At 64.2% G+C, this 15,311-nt stretch carries 16 protein-coding genes; 9 read left to right on the top strand and 7 right to left on the bottom strand.

The window, feature by feature from the left end; all coding sequences use genetic code 11:
- The first annotated feature begins 57 nt into the window (after nt 1-57).
- The 4 genes from MFF62_RS08085 to MFF62_RS08070 all read left to right on the top strand — a co-directional run bounded on the left by MFF62_RS08085 (nt 58) and on the right by MFF62_RS08070 (nt 4,121).
- Nucleotides 58-852 carry an SDR family NAD(P)-dependent oxidoreductase gene (locus MFF62_RS08085; RefSeq protein WP_238261942.1) on the top strand — a complete coding sequence of 265 codons (795 nt, stop codon included), beginning with the start codon at nt 58-60 and terminating at the stop codon, nt 850-852.
- Nucleotides 853-931: 79 nt separating this feature from the next.
- Nucleotides 932-1,930, top strand: coding sequence for a Bug family tripartite tricarboxylate transporter substrate binding protein (locus tag MFF62_RS08080; RefSeq protein WP_238261940.1), 999 nt, complete (start codon nt 932-934; stop codon nt 1,928-1,930).
- A 34-nt stretch (nt 1,931-1,964) separates the two neighbouring features.
- The gene (locus MFF62_RS08075) at nt 1,965-2,489 is read left to right on the top strand and encodes a carboxymuconolactone decarboxylase family protein (RefSeq protein WP_238261939.1); all 525 of its coding nucleotides are present in this window, start codon (nt 1,965-1,967) and stop codon (nt 2,487-2,489) included.
- A gap of 120 nt (nt 2,490-2,609) precedes the next feature.
- Nucleotides 2,610-4,121 carry a M6 family metalloprotease domain-containing protein gene (locus MFF62_RS08070; RefSeq protein ID WP_238261938.1) on the top strand — a complete coding sequence of 504 codons (1,512 nt, stop codon included), beginning with the start codon at nt 2,610-2,612 and terminating at the stop codon, nt 4,119-4,121.
- 117 nt (nt 4,122-4,238) lie between these two features.
- Here MFF62_RS08070 and MFF62_RS08065 read toward each other — a convergent pair whose 3' ends face one another.
- The 7 genes from MFF62_RS08065 to flgA form a co-directional block, all read right to left on the bottom strand.
- On the bottom strand, nt 4,239-6,482 hold the full coding sequence (locus tag MFF62_RS08065; RefSeq protein WP_238261936.1) for an NADP-dependent isocitrate dehydrogenase: 2,244 nt from the start codon (nt 6,480-6,482) through the stop codon (nt 4,239-4,241).
- A gap of 330 nt (nt 6,483-6,812) precedes the next feature.
- Nucleotides 6,813-7,712, bottom strand: a complete 900-nt coding sequence (locus tag MFF62_RS08060) for a YihY/virulence factor BrkB family protein (protein WP_238261934.1) — start codon at nt 7,710-7,712, stop codon at nt 6,813-6,815.
- Between the two features lie 191 nt (nt 7,713-7,903).
- Nucleotides 7,904-8,932, bottom strand: coding sequence for an FUSC family protein (locus MFF62_RS08055; RefSeq protein WP_238261932.1), 1,029 nt, complete (start codon nt 8,930-8,932; stop codon nt 7,904-7,906).
- A 168-nt stretch (nt 8,933-9,100) separates the two neighbouring features.
- Complete coding sequence (locus MFF62_RS08050) at nt 9,101-9,271, bottom strand: hypothetical protein (protein WP_238261930.1); 171 nt, start codon at nt 9,269-9,271, stop codon at nt 9,101-9,103.
- Between the two features lie 161 nt (nt 9,272-9,432).
- On the bottom strand, nt 9,433-9,897 hold the full coding sequence (locus tag MFF62_RS08045; protein ID WP_238261929.1) for a flagellar protein FlgN: 465 nt from the start codon (nt 9,895-9,897) through the stop codon (nt 9,433-9,435).
- Nucleotides 9,898-9,904: 7 nt separating this feature from the next.
- Nucleotides 9,905-10,222 (bottom strand): flagellar biosynthesis anti-sigma factor FlgM, encoded by a 318-nt coding sequence (gene flgM, locus MFF62_RS08040; protein WP_238261927.1) that lies wholly within the window; start codon nt 10,220-10,222, stop codon nt 9,905-9,907.
- Between the two features lie 238 nt (nt 10,223-10,460).
- Entirely contained in the window at nt 10,461-11,210 is a 750-nt protein-coding gene (flgA, locus tag MFF62_RS08035; protein WP_238261925.1) for a flagellar basal body P-ring formation chaperone FlgA, read from the bottom strand.
- A 433-nt stretch (nt 11,211-11,643) separates the two neighbouring features.
- Here flgA and flgB point away from each other — a divergent pair, with 433 nt between their 5' ends.
- The 5 genes from flgB to flgF all read left to right on the top strand — a co-directional run bounded on the left by flgB (nt 11,644) and on the right by flgF (nt 15,301).
- On the top strand, nt 11,644-12,057 hold the full coding sequence (gene flgB / locus MFF62_RS08030; protein ID WP_238261923.1) for a flagellar basal body rod protein FlgB: 414 nt from the start codon (nt 11,644-11,646) through the stop codon (nt 12,055-12,057).
- Between the two features lie 22 nt (nt 12,058-12,079).
- Complete coding sequence (gene flgC, locus MFF62_RS08025) at nt 12,080-12,487, top strand: flagellar basal body rod protein FlgC (RefSeq protein WP_238261921.1); 408 nt, start codon at nt 12,080-12,082, stop codon at nt 12,485-12,487.
- 47 nt (nt 12,488-12,534) lie between these two features.
- Entirely contained in the window at nt 12,535-13,203 is a 669-nt protein-coding gene (locus tag MFF62_RS08020; RefSeq protein ID WP_238261919.1) for a flagellar hook assembly protein FlgD, read from the top strand.
- An 81-nt stretch (nt 13,204-13,284) separates the two neighbouring features.
- Nucleotides 13,285-14,529: a flagellar hook protein FlgE gene (gene flgE / locus MFF62_RS08015; protein ID WP_238261917.1), complete on the top strand. Its 1,245-nt coding sequence runs from the start codon at nt 13,285-13,287 to the stop codon at nt 14,527-14,529.
- 28 nt (nt 14,530-14,557) lie between these two features.
- Nucleotides 14,558-15,301, top strand: coding sequence for a flagellar basal-body rod protein FlgF (gene flgF, locus MFF62_RS08010; protein ID WP_238261915.1), 744 nt, complete (start codon nt 14,558-14,560; stop codon nt 15,299-15,301).
- The last annotated feature ends 10 nt before the right edge of the window (nt 15,302-15,311 follow it).

Genomic DNA, 15,311 nt, shown 5'->3' with positions numbered 1-15,311 from the left:
GCCTGCCTAGAATGGCTCGGCAAATTTCACACTCAATAATCAGGACGGAGACGCGGGATGCTGGATCTGAATGGCAAGGTAGCGCTGGTGATGGGCTGCGGCGCGGTGGCAAGCGGTTGGGGCAACGGCCGCGCCACGGCGGTACTGATGGCGCGTCAGGGTGCCAGCGTGTTCGGAACGGACCTGCATCTCGGGCATGCCGAGGAAACCCGTGAGCTGATCCGGGCAGAAGGCTTCGGGGCCGACGTCGTGGCGTGCGACAGCACCAAATCCGAGCAGGTACAGCAGGCCGTGGAGGCGTGCATGGCACGCCATGGCCGGATCGACATCCTGGTGAACAACGTTGGGCTGTCCCAGCCGGGCGGCCCGGTCGACATGGACGAGGCCGTCTGGGACGCGCAGATGCAGGTCAACCTCAAGAGTGCGTTCCTGGGCTGCAAGCATGTACTGCCCATCATGCAGCGGCAGGGCGGCGGATCAGTGATCAATGTGGCATCGGTGGCGGGCCTGCGCTACGTGGGCAAGCCGCAGGTGGCCTATGCCGCCGCCAAGGCTGGGCTCCTGCATTTCACGCACACCACGGCCGTGATCCACGCGCCCGACAACATCCGGCTGAACTGCGTGGTGCCTGGGCTGATGCATACGCCGCTGATCGAAGGGCTGGCCGCCAAGTACGCCAAGGGCGATACCGACGGCTTCATCGCCCATCGCAACAACCAGGTGCCGATGAAGCGCATGGGCGACGGATGGGATACCGCGCACGCAGTGCTGTTCCTGGCAGCGGACGAAAGCCGCTACGTGACCGGCACCGAGATCGTGGTCGACGGCGGGCTAGTCGCTGCGACGCGCTGAGCGGCTTCCGCCGCATTCGATTTGCACGGACGGACCGCAGAGTCCGCCGGACACCAGGCGATAACAACAGGAGACAACAATGAAACGCATGACCCGGGGTTTGCGCGGCGTGGCCGCGCATATGATGGCGACGGCCGTGACGCTGGCAGCGGCGCTGCTTGGCAGCGCGCCTGCCGCCGCGCAGCAGGCGTATCCGAACCAGCCGATCCGCCTGATCGTGCCATTCGCGCCAGGCGGCGCCGTCGACCAGACTGCGCGCACCATCTCCAACGCGCTGGGCAAGCAATTGGGCCAGACCGTGGTGATCGAGAACAAGCCGGGCGCAAGCGGATCGCTGGGCGCCGGCGATCTGGCACGTGCCAAGCCGGATGGCTACACGCTGATGCTGGCGCTCGATTCGCAGGCCGTGAACCACTACACAGTGAAGAACCTGCGCTTCGACACGTTCACCTCGTTCGACTACCTGAGCCTGCTGGTGACCACGCCGCAGGTGCTGGTGGTGCGCAGTGACATGCCGGTGAAGAATCTCGATCAACTGGTGGCCTACCTGAAGACCCATCCCGAGACGTCGTACGGATCGGCGGGCACCGCATCGGCCGGTCACGTCAACAGTGCGCAACTCAACATCGCCCGGCAGCTTTCGACCACCCATATTCCGTACAAGGGTGCCGCGCCGCTGCTGACCGACCTGCTCGGCGGGCATATCCAGTATGCGTTTGCCGGGCTGTCGGTGATGCTGCCGCATATCCAGGCCGGCAAGATTCGCGCGCTGGCCGTGAGTTCGCCCAAGCGCTCGGCCATGCTGCCCGATGTGCCGACCATGAGCGAAACGATTCCGGGCTTCGAGTATCCGACCTGGATCGGCCTGGTGGCACCGAAGGGCCTGCCGGCGGACGTGCGTGAGAAGCTTCTGGCGGCGACGCGCGAGGTCATGCATGATCCCGAGGTGTCGAAGCGCTTCGCCGAGAATGCATTCGATATCGTCAACAACAGCCCCGAGGCGTTTTCCGCGCGCGTTAAGAAGGATTCGGACGTGATGGCCGAACTGGTCAAGCGCAAGATCATCGTCTCGGAATAAGCCGGCCTACAGAAATACAGGAGACAGAATCGCGATGGCAAACATTCCCTATGCCGACCTTTCCGACGCGGCAGTGCGTCCGCTGGTGGACCGCATCACCGCCGAGCGCGGCGGCGTGCTGCATCTCTACCAGATGCTGCTGCACGCGCCGCCCGTGGCCGAAGGCTGGCTGACCTACCTGACCGCCATCCGTCAGAAATCGACGCTGCCGGGCGCGCTGCGCGAACTGGTGATCATGCGCGTGGCCATCCTGAACGGCGCACCGTACGAAGCCGACCAGCACGCACCGATCGCGCTGCGCGAAGGCGTGACGCAGGCACAACTCGACGAACTGGCGACGTGGCAGGACAGCAAGCTGTTCGACGACACGGAACGCGCGGTGCTGGCCTATACCGACGCCATGACGCGCAATATCCAGGTGGAAGCATCGGTGTTCGACGCCGTGCGCCAGCGCTTCTCGCATCGACACCTGATCGAACTGACGGCCACAGTGGCGGCGTACAACATGGTGTCGCGCTTCCTGGAGGCACTGCAGGTGCATTCGCACGATCAGCGCTGAAGGCGGCCATCTCATCCAGAAGTATGAGAAGTGAGAAAACCGATCTAGTCGATATATGCTCAGCTAATGCAACGGCTCCAGCCTGCGGGATGGGTGCCGTGGCAGTGCAGGGAGACGATCATGTCGGTGCCATTCAGTGGAAAGCCATTCACATTTCGTCAGCCGGACGGTAGCGAGCTGTTTGTCCGTGGATGGGGTGACCAGCACTACGCGGTGTTCGAGGCGCTGAACGGGTACACGCTGGTCAGGGACCCCGTCACGGGGTTCTTTCAATATGCCGATGTGACGAAGGATGGTGACGAGCTGGTGCCCACCGGCGGCCGGCCGCGCATCGTGGACCCCACAAAGCTTGGTATCGGGCGCGGTGTGCGGATTTCGATGGCGGCTGCAAGAGCCAAGGCCATCGAGGCGCCCGGGCTGACGCCGGGCAACGCCCGTTGGCAGCAGCGGCGGCGTTCGGTTCGGCTGCAGCGCGAGCGATTCATTGCGTCGGGCAACCAGCCGATGCTTGCGCCACCCAAGCAGGAGAGCGTCGGCGATTACCTTGGGCTGTGCTTGTTGATCCAGTTCCCCGATGAGCCCGCAACGATTGCGGTCGAGGAGGTGGATCGCTTCTGCAATCAGGTGGGCTATAGCGGGTTTGGCAACAACGGGTCGGTCTTCGATTACTTTAGCGAGATATCGGGCGGCAAGCTGCGCTACCGCAATATCGTGGCCCCGTATTACACCGCCAGGCATCCCAAGGACTACTACACCAAGGAAGAGATACCGTTTCCGGAGCGGACGCGCGAGTTGATCAAGGAAGCGCTGGAGTTCCACCAGGCCAACGGCTTCGACTTCTCGGCGCTTACCGTGGATGGGCAGCAGTTCGTGCGGGCCGTGAATGTGTTTTACGCGGGCGGGCTGGTCAATAGCTGGTGCAAGGGTCTCTGGCCGCATTCCCATTTCCTGCAGACGCCTGTCCAGCTGGCGCCCGACCGCATGGCCAACGACTACCAGATCACGCACATGGGCGAAGGCCTGACGCTGGGTACGTTCTGCCACGAGAACGGCCACATGGTCTGCGACTTCCCCGACCTCTATGATTATGGCAACGAATCCGCCGGGGTGGGGCACTTCTGCCTGATGTGCATGGGCATGTATGCCACCGAGAAGAACCCCGCGCATGTGGGTGCGTATCTGAAGTTCAAGGCCGGCTGGGCGAGGTCGATGCAAAGGATCGAGCCAGGGCAGCCGCTGGTGGCCGCCGCCGGTACCAACGAATTCTTCTTCCTGCGCAATGGGTCGACCGAGTACTACATCGTCGAGAACCGGCATCAGAGCGGGCGCGATGCCGGGCTACCCGGGTCGGGACTGGCCATCTGGCATATCGATGAGCTTGGGGACAATTCGAACGAGCAGATGACGGCGGTGAAGCATTACGAGTGCGCACTGATACAGGCGGACGGACGGCATGATCTGGAAAACAATCCTGCCAACCTGGGCGATGCCACGGACCTGTTCTTCCAGGGTGGGAACGACGGCTTTGGCATTGCCACGACGCCACGCAGCGTGTGGTGGGACGGATCGGCGTCGGAGCTCGATATCCGGGCGATCGGACCGGCCGGCATGACGATGACGTTCAGCGGCTGAAACGTCCGGTAGAAAATAAAAACGCCCCGGGGCAGCGATGCCCCGGGGCGTTTTTCATGGTGCCTTTGCCTGAGGCGGACCGCATGCAGTTCGCTTCAGGCATGGGGCAGGGTGCTATCAGGCCTTCACCGAGTCCAGTGCCGCGTTCAGCGTCTTGCTCGGGCGCATCACGGCTTCCAGCTTGGCGGTGTCCGGCTGGTAGTAACCGCCGATGTCCACCGGCTTGCCTTGCACGTCCGACAGTTCGCCGATGATGGTCTTCTCGTTTTCCGTCAGCGTCTTGGCCAGCGGCGTGAAGACCTTTGCCAGTTCGGCGTCGCTGCTTTGCGCGGCCAGTTCCTGGGCCCAGTACATGGCCAGGTAGAACTGGCTGCCACGGTTGTCGAGCTGGCCGGTCTTCGGCGACGGGCTCTTGGCGTTGTCCAGCAGCTTGCCGGTCGCGGCGTCGAGCGTCTTGGCCAGGATCTTGGCGCGGGCGTTGCCGGACTTGATGCCCAGCTCTTCCAGCGACACGGCCAGGGCCAGGAACTCGCCCAGCGAATCCCAGCGCAGGTGGTTTTCTTCAACCAGCTGCTGCACGTGCTTCGGTGCCGAACCGCCGGCGCCCGTTTCGTACATGCCGCCACCGGCCATCAGCGGCACGATCGACAGCATCTTGGCGCTGGTGCCCAGTTCCATGATCGGGAACAGGTCGGTCAGGTAGTCGCGCAGGATGTTGCCGGTCACCGAGATGGTGTCCAGGCCGCGGATCACGCGCTCCAGCGTGTAACGCATGGCGCGAACCTGCGACATGATCTGGATTTCGAGACCCTTGGTGTCGTAGTCCTGCAGGTACGTTTCCACCTTCTTGATCAGCTCGGCTTCGTGCGGACGGTACGGGTCCAGCCAGAACACGGCCGGCATGCCCGAGTTGCGGGCGCGCGTGACGGCCAGCTTCACCCAGTCGCGGATCGGTGCGTCCTTGACCTGGCACATGCGCCAGATGTCGCCTTGCTCCACCTGCTGCGTCAGCGCCGCCAGCACTTCGCCGGTGGCGTTATCGACGATGCGGGCTTCGCCGTCTTCGGGAATCTCGAAGGTCTTGTCGTGCGAACCGTATTCTTCGGCCTTCTGCGCCATCAGGCCCACGTTCGGCACCGTGCCCATCGTCACCGGGTCAAACGCGCCGTTGGTCTTGCAGAAGTTGATGATTTCCTGATAGATGCGGGCGAACGTCGATTCCGGAATCAGGCACTTGGTGTCCTTGGTGCGGCCATCGGCACCCCACATCTTGCCGCCGATGCGGATCATGGCCGGCATCGAGGCGTCGACGATCACGTCGTTCGGCGCGTGCAGGTTCGAGATGCCCTTGGCCGAATCCACCATCGCCAGTTCCGGGCGATGTTCGTGGCAGGCGTGCATGTCGCGGATGACTTCTTCCTTCTTCGACTCGGGCAGCGTCTCGATCTTGGTGTACAGGTCCACCAGGCCGTTGTTGACGTTCACGCCCAGTTCGTCGAACAGCTTTGCGTGCTTGGCAAAGGCGTCCTTGTAGAAGACCTTGACGGCGTGGCCGAACACGATCGGGTGCGACACCTTCATCATCGTGGCCTTGACGTGCAGGCTCAGCATGACGCCGGTCTTGCGCGCGTCTTCCATCTGGTCTTCATAGAAGTCCAGCAGGGCCTTCTTGCTCATGAACATGCTGTCGATGATCTCGCCGTCCTGCAGCGCGACCTTCGGCTTCAGCACCACGGTCTTGCCGCTCTTGGTCACCAGTTCCATGCGCACTTCGCGGGCGCCTTGCAGCGTGATCGACTTTTCGCCGTGGTAGAAGTCGCCGTGCTTCATGTGGGCCACGTGCGTGCGCGAGGCCATGCTCCAGTCACCCATGCTGTGCGGGTGCTTGCGAGCGTAGTTCTTGACGGCGGCCGGCGCGCGGCGGTCCGAATTGCCTTCGCGCAGGACCGGGTTCACGGCGCTGCCCAGGCACTTCGAGTAACGCTTCTGGATGGCCTTTTCCTCGTCGTTCTTCGGATCTTCCGGGTAGTCGGGAATCCGGTAGCCCTTCGACTGCAGTTCCTTGATGGCGCTGACCAGCTGGAACACCGACGCGCTGATGTTCGGCAGCTTGATGATGTTGGTGTCCGGGTTCTGCGTCAGCTTGCCCAGCTCGGCCAGGTTGTCCGGCACGCGCTGTTCTTCGGTCAGGAATTCGGGGAATTCGCCCAGGATACGGCCAGCCACCGAGATGTCGCTGGTTTCCACGTTCACGCCGGCCGGGCCGGTGAACGTGCGAATGATGGGCAGGAAGGCACTGGTGGCCAGCAGCGGAGCTTCGTCGGTTAGGGTGTAGATGATGGTGGGCTGCTGGTTGCTCATCGCTTATCTCGCATCAAATTCGGGTTAGGAAATGCCCCGCCCGGGTCGCGGTTCGAGGCAAGCTTCGAATTTTGCCTGATTTTGCATGGCGGAGGTGTGATCCTTCATGTGAAATTTGTGCGCTGTATGCAGCAGCATCCAGCGCCGCTGACTGCATCTTTCGGGCTTCGTCAGGCAATAGCGCTCAAGATCACTAATTTAGGCCGGATTCGGGATCCTGCAAAATTCTCGATTCTTATGTCTTATAGAAGAGTTCGGAAACGGTTGGCGTAGTCACGCCGATGTCATGTGCCTATTACATATCTTTTTTGGTTTCCTCGCGGCGCCAGCTCAGGTATGGAAGGCCCGTTCGCCTGTGGCGGAGCGGGGCGCTTCTCCGCCGCGCTCGAAATCCGCAATAATCTGCGCGCCGAACAGCAGCAGCGTGGCGCCGATCTCCAGGCTCAGCAGCACGATGATGGCCGTGGTCAATGACCCGTAGACCCGGCCTACCTGGGAGAGCGTCGAGAAGTACCAGACCAGCAGGTGGCGCGAGATCTCCCAGAGCACGGCGGCGAACATGGCGCCGATCAACGCGTGCCGCACCGACAGCCGGCCAACCGGCATGACCAGGTAGATCGACGTCAGCAGCAGGATTTCCCCCAGGAACCCCAACAGGTATAGCAGCCAGCCCGACAGCCGGTCGAGCGACCAGTCGTGTCCCAGCACTTCCAGGTACCGGGCGGCGATGGTCTGCAGGCCGCCCGCCACCACAGTCACCACCAGCAGCCCCACGCTCAGGACCAGGATGTAGCAGTAGGGCAGGATTGCGGACACTAGGAAGTGCCGCCGGCGGATGGCCACGCGGTGGACGAAGATCACCGACATCGCGTTTTCCAGCACCGTGAACGCTAGCGAACTGAAGAAGATCATCGTGATGGCCAGCACCCAGCCGATCACGCCGCGATTATTCAGAAAGCGCGCCAGTTCGGTGACCAGTCCGTGGGCCTGCCCCGGCAGCAGCCATTCCAGGTAACGCTCAAGGGTTTCGAGCAGTTCGATGGGGTCGACCACCTGCGACAACCCGATCAGCATCAGGATCAGCAACGGCACGATCGACAGCAGCGCGTAATAGGCCACCGCGCCGGCCAGCAACAGGCCCTGGTTGGCGCGGAAGTGGCTCAGCGCATCGAGCAGGAACCGGCCCGGATGTCGAAGCACCAGCCGGATGCGGGCATCGAGGAATTGCATGGAGGTTCTGTCCCTCGTCTCTTCCAAGTTTTGCTCCCCTCTCCCACATCGTGGGAGAGGGGTTGGGGGTGAGGGTGCGGCGGTTCAAATTGCGACCTGTCGGCAAGCAGAGACTCCCGGCCCTCACCCCCCGCCCCTCTCCCGCCGTGCGGGAGAGGGGAGCAAAAACCGGGGATACCGGCATCAACCCCTCACCGCACCCCGTACGGAAACTTCGTCTTCGCCGCCATTTGGGACAGGTGGTCGCGCAGGTGCGCCAGCTCCGCCGACAGTTGCAGCGTCAGGAATGCATGCGAGCTGTGGCCGATCGATGGGTCGTCGGGGTGCGGAGAGGGGAGCGACGCGTGCTGGTGCACCATCGTTTCGTCGGCGGCTTCGAGCGCCGATGCCATTTCCAGCAGCAGGTCGCGGATGTTGCGCTCGCTGCCGTCGTCGTCCGTGGCATCGGGATCGATGGCGGCCAGCATTTCCAGCGCGCTGATGCAGACGCGGGCGCTGTGCTGCACCTCTTCCAGGTCGGTGGCGGCCACATTGGTTTCCTTGGCCACCGACGGGATCAGGCTGCGCATCTGCACCAGCAGGTTCGACAGCTTCATCATGTCCTGCTGGCGTTCCTTCTCGTCGCGCTGGCCGCGCTCGATCTTGGCGTGCACCGCCGCACAGCCGCGCAGCAGGCCGGCCAGCTTGAAGCGCCAGGAATACGATGCATAGGCCGGGAAGGCAAACGAGAACACCAGCGCGATGGCGGTGCCGATCAGCACGTCGACGGTGCGCCACAGCGCGTCATAGACGTTCTGCTCGCCATGGCCCGCCGTGATCACCACGGTCACCGCGGCCAGCAGCGCGATGTAGCCGCCCTTGCCCACCGCGTGGTAGGCGCAATAGCCGCAGATCACGGCCATCAGGCCCCAGGTCAGCATCGGGATGCCGAAATAGTTCTCCTGGATGATCAGGAACAGACCGATCAGCGCGCCAATCACCGTGCCGGCGCCGCGCTCGGCGGCCCGCCGTCGGATATTGCCGTGATGCTGCAGCCCGCCGATCACCACCAGCACGGTAATGGTGGCCCATTCGCCGTGGGGGATGTTGATGCCGGTGGTCAGCGCTATCGACACCAGCAAGGCCAGCGCCACGCGCGTGGCGTGGAAGATGCGGGCCTGCCGGAATCGTCGGTCGGGGTCGAACAGCGCGTTGGTTGTTTTTCGCAGTGCCTCGAACATGGCGGCGATCACCGTGCGGAGATCTGAACGCTTCGAGTGTATAGAGCGGGCCCCATGTTCCGCAATGTTTACATCTGGCGGATTGGGCGAAAGAGGCTGCCGGGCCAGGCCCGGCGCGATGTGATTGCTAGGTGGATTCGATGCCACGGTGGCGCGCCCCCGTGGCGATCAGGAGGGGTCCTTGGTGCGGGTGCGCGACACGGCCGACATGATGCCGATGCCGAGCACGATCACGCAGGCGATGCCGATGTAGACGGGCGCCAGGCCCGCCACCGACATGCCCCACGCGATGCCGCCAACCAGCAGCAAGAGACCGATCACATAGAGCGCGAATGACATGGCGTTACCTCCGGGCATTGTTGTGGTTACCGGACGTCACACCGCCGCGCGTGCGGCGGGTGGCTCAATGTCAATGTAGGGAGGATGCCCGTCGCGCGCGATCGGGCAATGGCCGAGCCTGACGTAGGCCGGCTCTGACGCGGCAGGCTGCCGCGCCCGGTTCAGCCAGCGGCCAGGCTGACGCCGCCGGCGGCCGCCTGGGCCTTGCCGTCGCGGCCGTACATCTCGTTCGGGACCATGCCGCCCTGGCGCAGTACCTGGATGGCTTCCTGCGTGAATTCCAGGTGGGCGTTGACGATCTCGCCGTTGAGCGTGTTGGCGTCCTTGGCCTTGTGGGCAAAGAACACCACCTTGCGCCATGCTTCGGCCACGTTCGGTTCCACCTGGCGGCCCACCAGCAGGCCGCCGTCGCCCACACGCAGGCCCAGCGCAATCATCTGCGCCTCGCGCGTCGCCGAGGCGCGGGTCAGCGCCTGGGCCAGTTCCATCTTCTTGTTGAGCAGGTCGCTCAGCGCCTGGAAATCCTGCCGCTTGATGGCTTCGCGCTCCTCAGCAAGGGCGCGTCCAAAGGCGGCAATGGCGCTGGCTTCAACCGAAAGGGACTGGATCAGGGCTGCTTGGCTCATTTCAGGTTCAGGATTGGCTTCCGCCCTGGCTCAGCTCGTGCAGTGACGCGAGCAGGCCATCGGCGATCTTGCTTGGATCGATCTTGATCCGGCCTTCCGCAATGGCCTGACGGACTTCTGCCACCTTGGCGGCGTCGATATCGCTGTCGCTGTCCTGCAGCAGGCGCGACTGGATGTCGCGAACCTGCGCGGCCAACGGGCTGACGCGCACACCGGTCAGGGCGGAAGGATCCATCGACGAGGCACCGTTGGCGCCCGCACGGGCGTTGCCTTCGGTAGCCGCAGTGTCGGCGGGCCGGGACGGAGTGGAGTTGTTGATCTTCACGGTGAAATCCTTGCTGGGTTCGTCTGGTTTATCGACCAGGCCACGGGAAACTTTAGGCGTTTCACATGGTTTTCCGGTCGATTCCGGCACAAGTGGCCCGCATTCTCGCACGGTCCGCCTGTGCCGGTGGGTACGGCTGCCTGCCTGCTGCTGTTCCGGGGATCCCAGCCCGTGTGATGACTAACTTCCGGATACTGCAAAACAACGAAAAAAAGTGACTTATCAGGTGCTTGCGGGCTTACTGCAGCGCTACCGTGTCGCCACTGCGCACGATGCCGCTGACCACCTGCCCGTTGCGCAGCCGCACCTGCACGGAATTGCCCGTGGCGGCGTCGGTCAGCACCTTGCCTTCGCTGCTCAACTGGAACGAGTCGCCTTCAACCGTCACATTGACGGTCTGGCCCGATTTCACGGCGATCTGCTTCTTGATCAGGTCGGTGCGCATCGGCGACCCGGCGGCGATGCGGTTGGCTATCACCGAACCATCCACCTGAGACGGATCCGTCACCACGGCGCGCGGCAGCGACCCCAGGTCGCCCTGGCGCATTTCCAGGTCGGCCGCGGTGATGGTTTCGCCGGGCGACATGGCGCGGGCGGCCACGTAGTAGTCGGTCAGCACCGATACGCGGGCCTGCATGTAGCGCGTCCAGGGACGGTCGCCGCCACAGCGCAGCCCCACGTTCACGCGGCCATACGGCGCCGCGCCGGTGGGCAGGAACGGTTCGGGATTCAGACATTCGGGCGCGCGGCCGCCCGACGGCGGCACCACCTGCACGCTGACCTTGCCCGGCAGCCCGTTGGACTGGCGCAGCAGGAATTGTTCGACGGCCACGCGTGCGGGGTCATCGTTGGCAAATGGATTCTGGGCCTGGGCCTGGTTGGCGCCCGGGGGCGTCACCGGCGAGACCTGTGCGGCGGCCGCGGCGGGGCCAGCCAGCGCAATGCTGGCCAGCGCCATCAGCGCGGCGGCCTGGCGATGGAAATTCATAGGGTCATCCCAGCAAGGACGAGACGGCGGCGCGTACCTCGCGGGCGGGTGTTGTTTCTGTATACCCGTATACCCGGTCGGCGCACGCTGCCGTCGCACAACAGTTGGACATCTGCACACCGTGCGGACCGTGCGCTCCCCGTGAACGAAAGCCATGCCGCACGCTGACCTGCAAGCCTTGTGGGGCCTGCCTGGGCACGCCGGAAAGCGGGTCGCCCGGGCCAGTCAGTGGAAGCCATTGTAGGCAGCGTCGCGCGAGAAACCGAACCGGAAATGCAAGGGTTTCTCGTGCTTATTCGCGCGATTGGCGTGACAACCCGGCCCCTAAGATGGCAACCCTGAAGAAGCCCGGCCGGGCGGTATATGGAACGTATACCCAGGTCTACGGCAGCTCTCTCCCCGAAATGAAGCCATAGCAGGAAAGGCAGACACGATGGACAGACTCGATGCGGCATTTCGCTTCCAGCAGGAAGCACTGGGCCTGCGGACCCAGCGGCAATCGGTGATTGCCTCGAACATCGCCCACGCTGATACGCCGGGCTACAAGGCCCGCGACTTCGACTTCGCCAGCACGCTGTCGCAGTCGGTGGAGCGCGGCAACCAGCAGCGCGACGGCGTCTCGCTGTCCACCACGTCCTCGCGTCACCTGCCCGCGCAGGCGCCTGCCATGAGCACGAGCGACCGCGACCTGCAATACCGCATTCCGCTGCAGTCGAGCATCGACGGCAACACCGTGGAAATGGACACCGAGCGCGTGGCATTCGCCGACAACACGGTGCACTACGAAGCGGGTTTGACCGTGATGACCAGCAAGATCCGGACGATGCTGTCCGCGATCCAGAACTGATCGCTGACACAAGGGACAAGCCATGGGCTCCATGAACATTTTCGACGTGGCCGGCTCGGCCATGGCCGCGCAGTCGCAACGCATGAACGTGACCGCGTCGAACCTGGCCAATGCCGACAGCGCCGTGGCGCCGAACGGCCAGCCGTATCGCGCCAAGCAGGTGATCTTCGAGATGGCCCCCACACCGGGCCAGACCGACGTGGGCGGCGTGCAGGTGGCCGGCGTGATGGAAGACACCGCGCCCGCACGCATGATCCACAACCCCACGCATCCGCTGGCAGACGCCAACGGCTACGTGACGATGCCCAACGTGAACCCGGTGGAAGAGATGGTCAACATGATCTCGGCGTCGCGTTCGTACCAGGCCAACGTGGAGGTGCTGAACACCGCCAAAAGCATGATGCTCAAGACGCTGACCATCGGTCAGTAACGGCAACCCATACCGACGAACCCTTCTTCCCGGACATACCGAACACCATGGCAACTTCGAACGTAGGCAGCAGCACCTCCAACGCCGCCGTGAACCAGGCCCTGCAAAGCGGCAGCGCCAGCGCGGCAGACCTGCAGAGCAACTTCCTGACGATGCTGGTCACGCAGATGAACAACCAGGACCCGCTCAACCCGATGGACAACGCGCAGCTGACCTCGCAACTGGCGCAGATCAGCACCGTGAGCGGCCTGCAGACCATGAACGAAACCATGACGCAGCTGCTGACGCAGACCGCCGCCAGCCGCGCCATGGACTCCGCCGCCCTGATCGGCAAGACCGTGATGGTGCCGGGCTCCGACGTGAGCGTGACCGACGGCGTGGCAGGCAAGATCGGCGTGGACATCCCGTCGACGGCCGACAGCGTGACCGTGCAGGTGCTGGACAAGAACGGCAACGTGGTGCGCAACATCGACATGAAGGGCCAGACAGCCGGCGTGCACGACGTGGCATGGGACGGCAAGAACGACCAGGGCAACCTGGTGGACAACGGCGACTACACCTTCAAGGTCACCGCCACCGCCGACGGCAAGGACGTCGCGCCGATCGCGCTGGTCTACGGCAAGGTGCAGGCCATCAGCGGCGACAGCACGGGCGTGCTGGTGGAGCTGGGCGACGGCAAGAAGGCCAACGTCGACGACGTGCGCCGTATTTCCTGATCGACAGACAGATAACGAAACACCCGGTCCGGGCATACGCGCGGGCATTTCACGAACGACAGCCTACTTAGGGGAAACATCATGGGTTTTGGTCAAGGGGTAAGCGGCCTCAATGCCGCGGCGTCCAACCTGGACGTGATCGGTAACAACATCGCCAACGCGAACACCGTTGGGTTCAAGCAATCGACCGCGCAGTTCGCGGACGTGTACGCAGGCTCGAAGATCGGCCTGGGCACGCGCGTGAACGCGGTGGTGCAGTCTTTCACCAACGGCAACGTCTCGACGTCGGGCCGCAATCTCGACGTGGCCATCAGCAACGGCAATGGCTTCTTCCGCCTGACCAACCCGGACGGCCAGGTGTTCTACTCGCGTAACGGCCAGCTCAACCGCCTGGACGACGGCCGCCTGGTGAACGCCACCGGCCTGCAGGTCACCGGCTACCCGGCGGGCTCCACCGCCGGCGGCGTGGCACCGCAGCCGATCGTGATCAGCAACGCGCAGATGCCGCCCCAAGCCACCACGAACATCGCGGCCCAGTTCCAGCTCGACTCGCGCAGCGCCGTGCCGACCAGCGTGTTCAACAGCACCGCCACCGTTAAGCCCGATTCGACGATGTTCAGCTACAGCACGTCGATGACCGCGTACGACTCGCTGGGCAACAAGCAGCAGCTGACCGCGTACTTCGGCAAGTCGGTGGTGGCGGGCCCGCCCGTTGCACCGGCACCGACCAATGCATTCGGCGGTAACGACTGGACGATGAACGTCACCGACCCCAACGGCACCGTGCTGCAGACGGTCACGCTGTCGTTCGACTCCAGCGGCAAGCTGGCTGCGCCGACCAACGCCACCATGCCGAATATCACGCTGCCGGCCCAGAACGGCGCGCTGCCGATGACGGCCCAGCTGAACCTGACGGGCTCCACGCAGTTCGGCGCCGACAACGACCCGAAGAGCATCGTGCAGAACGGCTACACGTCGGGCGCGCTGACCGGCTTCTCGGTGAACGAAGACGGCACGATCACGGGCTCGTACTCGAACGAGAAGACGATGTCGCTGGGCCAGATCGCGATGGCTTCGTTCGGCAACGTCGAAGGCCTGAAGCCCGAAGGCGACAACGTGTGGTCCGCCACCGGTGCGTCGGGCCAGGAACTGCTGGGCACGGCCGGCGGCGCGATGGGCAAGCTGAAGTCGAATGCCGTGGAAGAGTCGAACGTCGACCTGTCCGGCCAGCTGGTGAACCTGATCGTGGCACAGCGCAACTACCAGGCCAACGCCCAGACCATCAAGGCGCAGGACACCGTCCTGCAGACCCTGGTGAACATCTGATCGACGCGCCAAGCCCTGAGCATTCGCCATGGACCGCATGATCTACACCGCCCTGTCGGGCGCCAAACAGATACTCGACCAGCAGGCCGCGGTATCGAACAACCTGGCCAACGCCTCCACGCCGGCCTTCAAGGCGCAGGTGAACCTGTACCGCGCAGTGCCGGTGCAGGGCCAGGAAACGCAGACGCGTGCCTACACGCTCGCGTCCACGCCCGGCGCCGACATGAAGGCCGGTCCGCTGACCTACACCGGCCGCGATCTCGACGTGGCCCTGCAGGGCAACGGCTGGCTGGCGGTGCAGATGCCCGACGGCTCCGAGGCCTACACCCGCGCGGGTTCGCTGCAGGTGTCGGCCGACGGCCAGCTCCAGACGTCGAACGGACGTCCGGTGCTGGGCGACGGTGGCCCCGTGGCCATCCCGCCGGGCTCGTCCGTGTCGATCGGCACGGACGGCAGCGTCGTGGTGCGTGGTCCGGGCGAAGCCGCCAACGGGCTGGCGCAGGTTGGCAAGCTGCGCGTGGTCACGCCGCCGCCCGAAGGGCTGGCACGTGGCGACGACGGCTACTTCCGGCTGCGTCCCGGCGTGGACGCGCTGCAGCAGGACCCCAATGTGCGCGTGATCTCCGGCGCGCTCGAAGGCAGTAACGTCAACCCGGTCGAGGCCATGGTGGACATGATCGCCAACGCGCGCCGCTTCGAGATGCAGATGAAGATGATCTCGGGCGCCGATACCAATGACCAGCGCGCCAACGCGCTGCTGTCGAACAACTGACGCGCGCGGT

The sequence above is a fragment of the Cupriavidus pauculus genome, from assembly GCF_022179805.1.
GTDB classification, from domain to species: domain Bacteria; phylum Pseudomonadota; class Gammaproteobacteria; order Burkholderiales; family Burkholderiaceae; genus Cupriavidus; species Cupriavidus pauculus_E.
The sequence above is the reverse complement of the archived record's forward strand: the minus strand, read 5'-3'. Positions and strand labels throughout refer to the sequence as shown.

Bases quoted from the DNA above. Each gene is read 5' to 3' on its own strand.
- MFF62_RS08085 (WP_238261942.1), top strand. From the start codon at position 58: ATGCTGGATCTGAATGGCAAGGTAGCGCTGGTGATGGGCTGCGGCGCG.
- MFF62_RS08080 (WP_238261940.1), top strand. From the start codon at position 932: ATGAAACGCATGACCCGGGGTTTGCGCGGCGTGGCCGCGCATATGATG.
- MFF62_RS08075 (WP_238261939.1), top strand. From the start codon at position 1,965: ATGGCAAACATTCCCTATGCCGACCTTTCCGACGCGGCAGTGCGTCCG.
- MFF62_RS08070 (WP_238261938.1), top strand. From the start codon at position 2,610: ATGTCGGTGCCATTCAGTGGAAAGCCATTCACATTTCGTCAGCCGGAC.
- MFF62_RS08065 (WP_238261936.1), bottom strand. From the start codon at position 6,482: ATGAGCAACCAGCAGCCCACCATCATCTACACCCTAACCGACGAAGCT.
- MFF62_RS08060 (WP_238261934.1), bottom strand. From the start codon at position 7,712: ATGCAATTCCTCGATGCCCGCATCCGGCTGGTGCTTCGACATCCGGGC.
- MFF62_RS08055 (WP_238261932.1), bottom strand. From the start codon at position 8,932: ATGTTCGAGGCACTGCGAAAAACAACCAACGCGCTGTTCGACCCCGAC.
- MFF62_RS08050 (WP_238261930.1), bottom strand. From the start codon at position 9,271: ATGTCATTCGCGCTCTATGTGATCGGTCTCTTGCTGCTGGTTGGCGGC.
- MFF62_RS08045 (WP_238261929.1), bottom strand. From the start codon at position 9,897: ATGAGCCAAGCAGCCCTGATCCAGTCCCTTTCGGTTGAAGCCAGCGCC.
- flgA (WP_238261925.1), bottom strand. From the start codon at position 11,210: ATGAATTTCCATCGCCAGGCCGCCGCGCTGATGGCGCTGGCCAGCATT.
- flgB (WP_238261923.1), top strand. From the start codon at position 11,644: ATGGACAGACTCGATGCGGCATTTCGCTTCCAGCAGGAAGCACTGGGC.
- flgC (WP_238261921.1), top strand. From the start codon at position 12,080: ATGGGCTCCATGAACATTTTCGACGTGGCCGGCTCGGCCATGGCCGCG.
- MFF62_RS08020 (WP_238261919.1), top strand. From the start codon at position 12,535: ATGGCAACTTCGAACGTAGGCAGCAGCACCTCCAACGCCGCCGTGAAC.
- flgE (WP_238261917.1), top strand. From the start codon at position 13,285: ATGGGTTTTGGTCAAGGGGTAAGCGGCCTCAATGCCGCGGCGTCCAAC.
- flgF (WP_238261915.1), top strand. From the start codon at position 14,558: ATGGACCGCATGATCTACACCGCCCTGTCGGGCGCCAAACAGATACTC.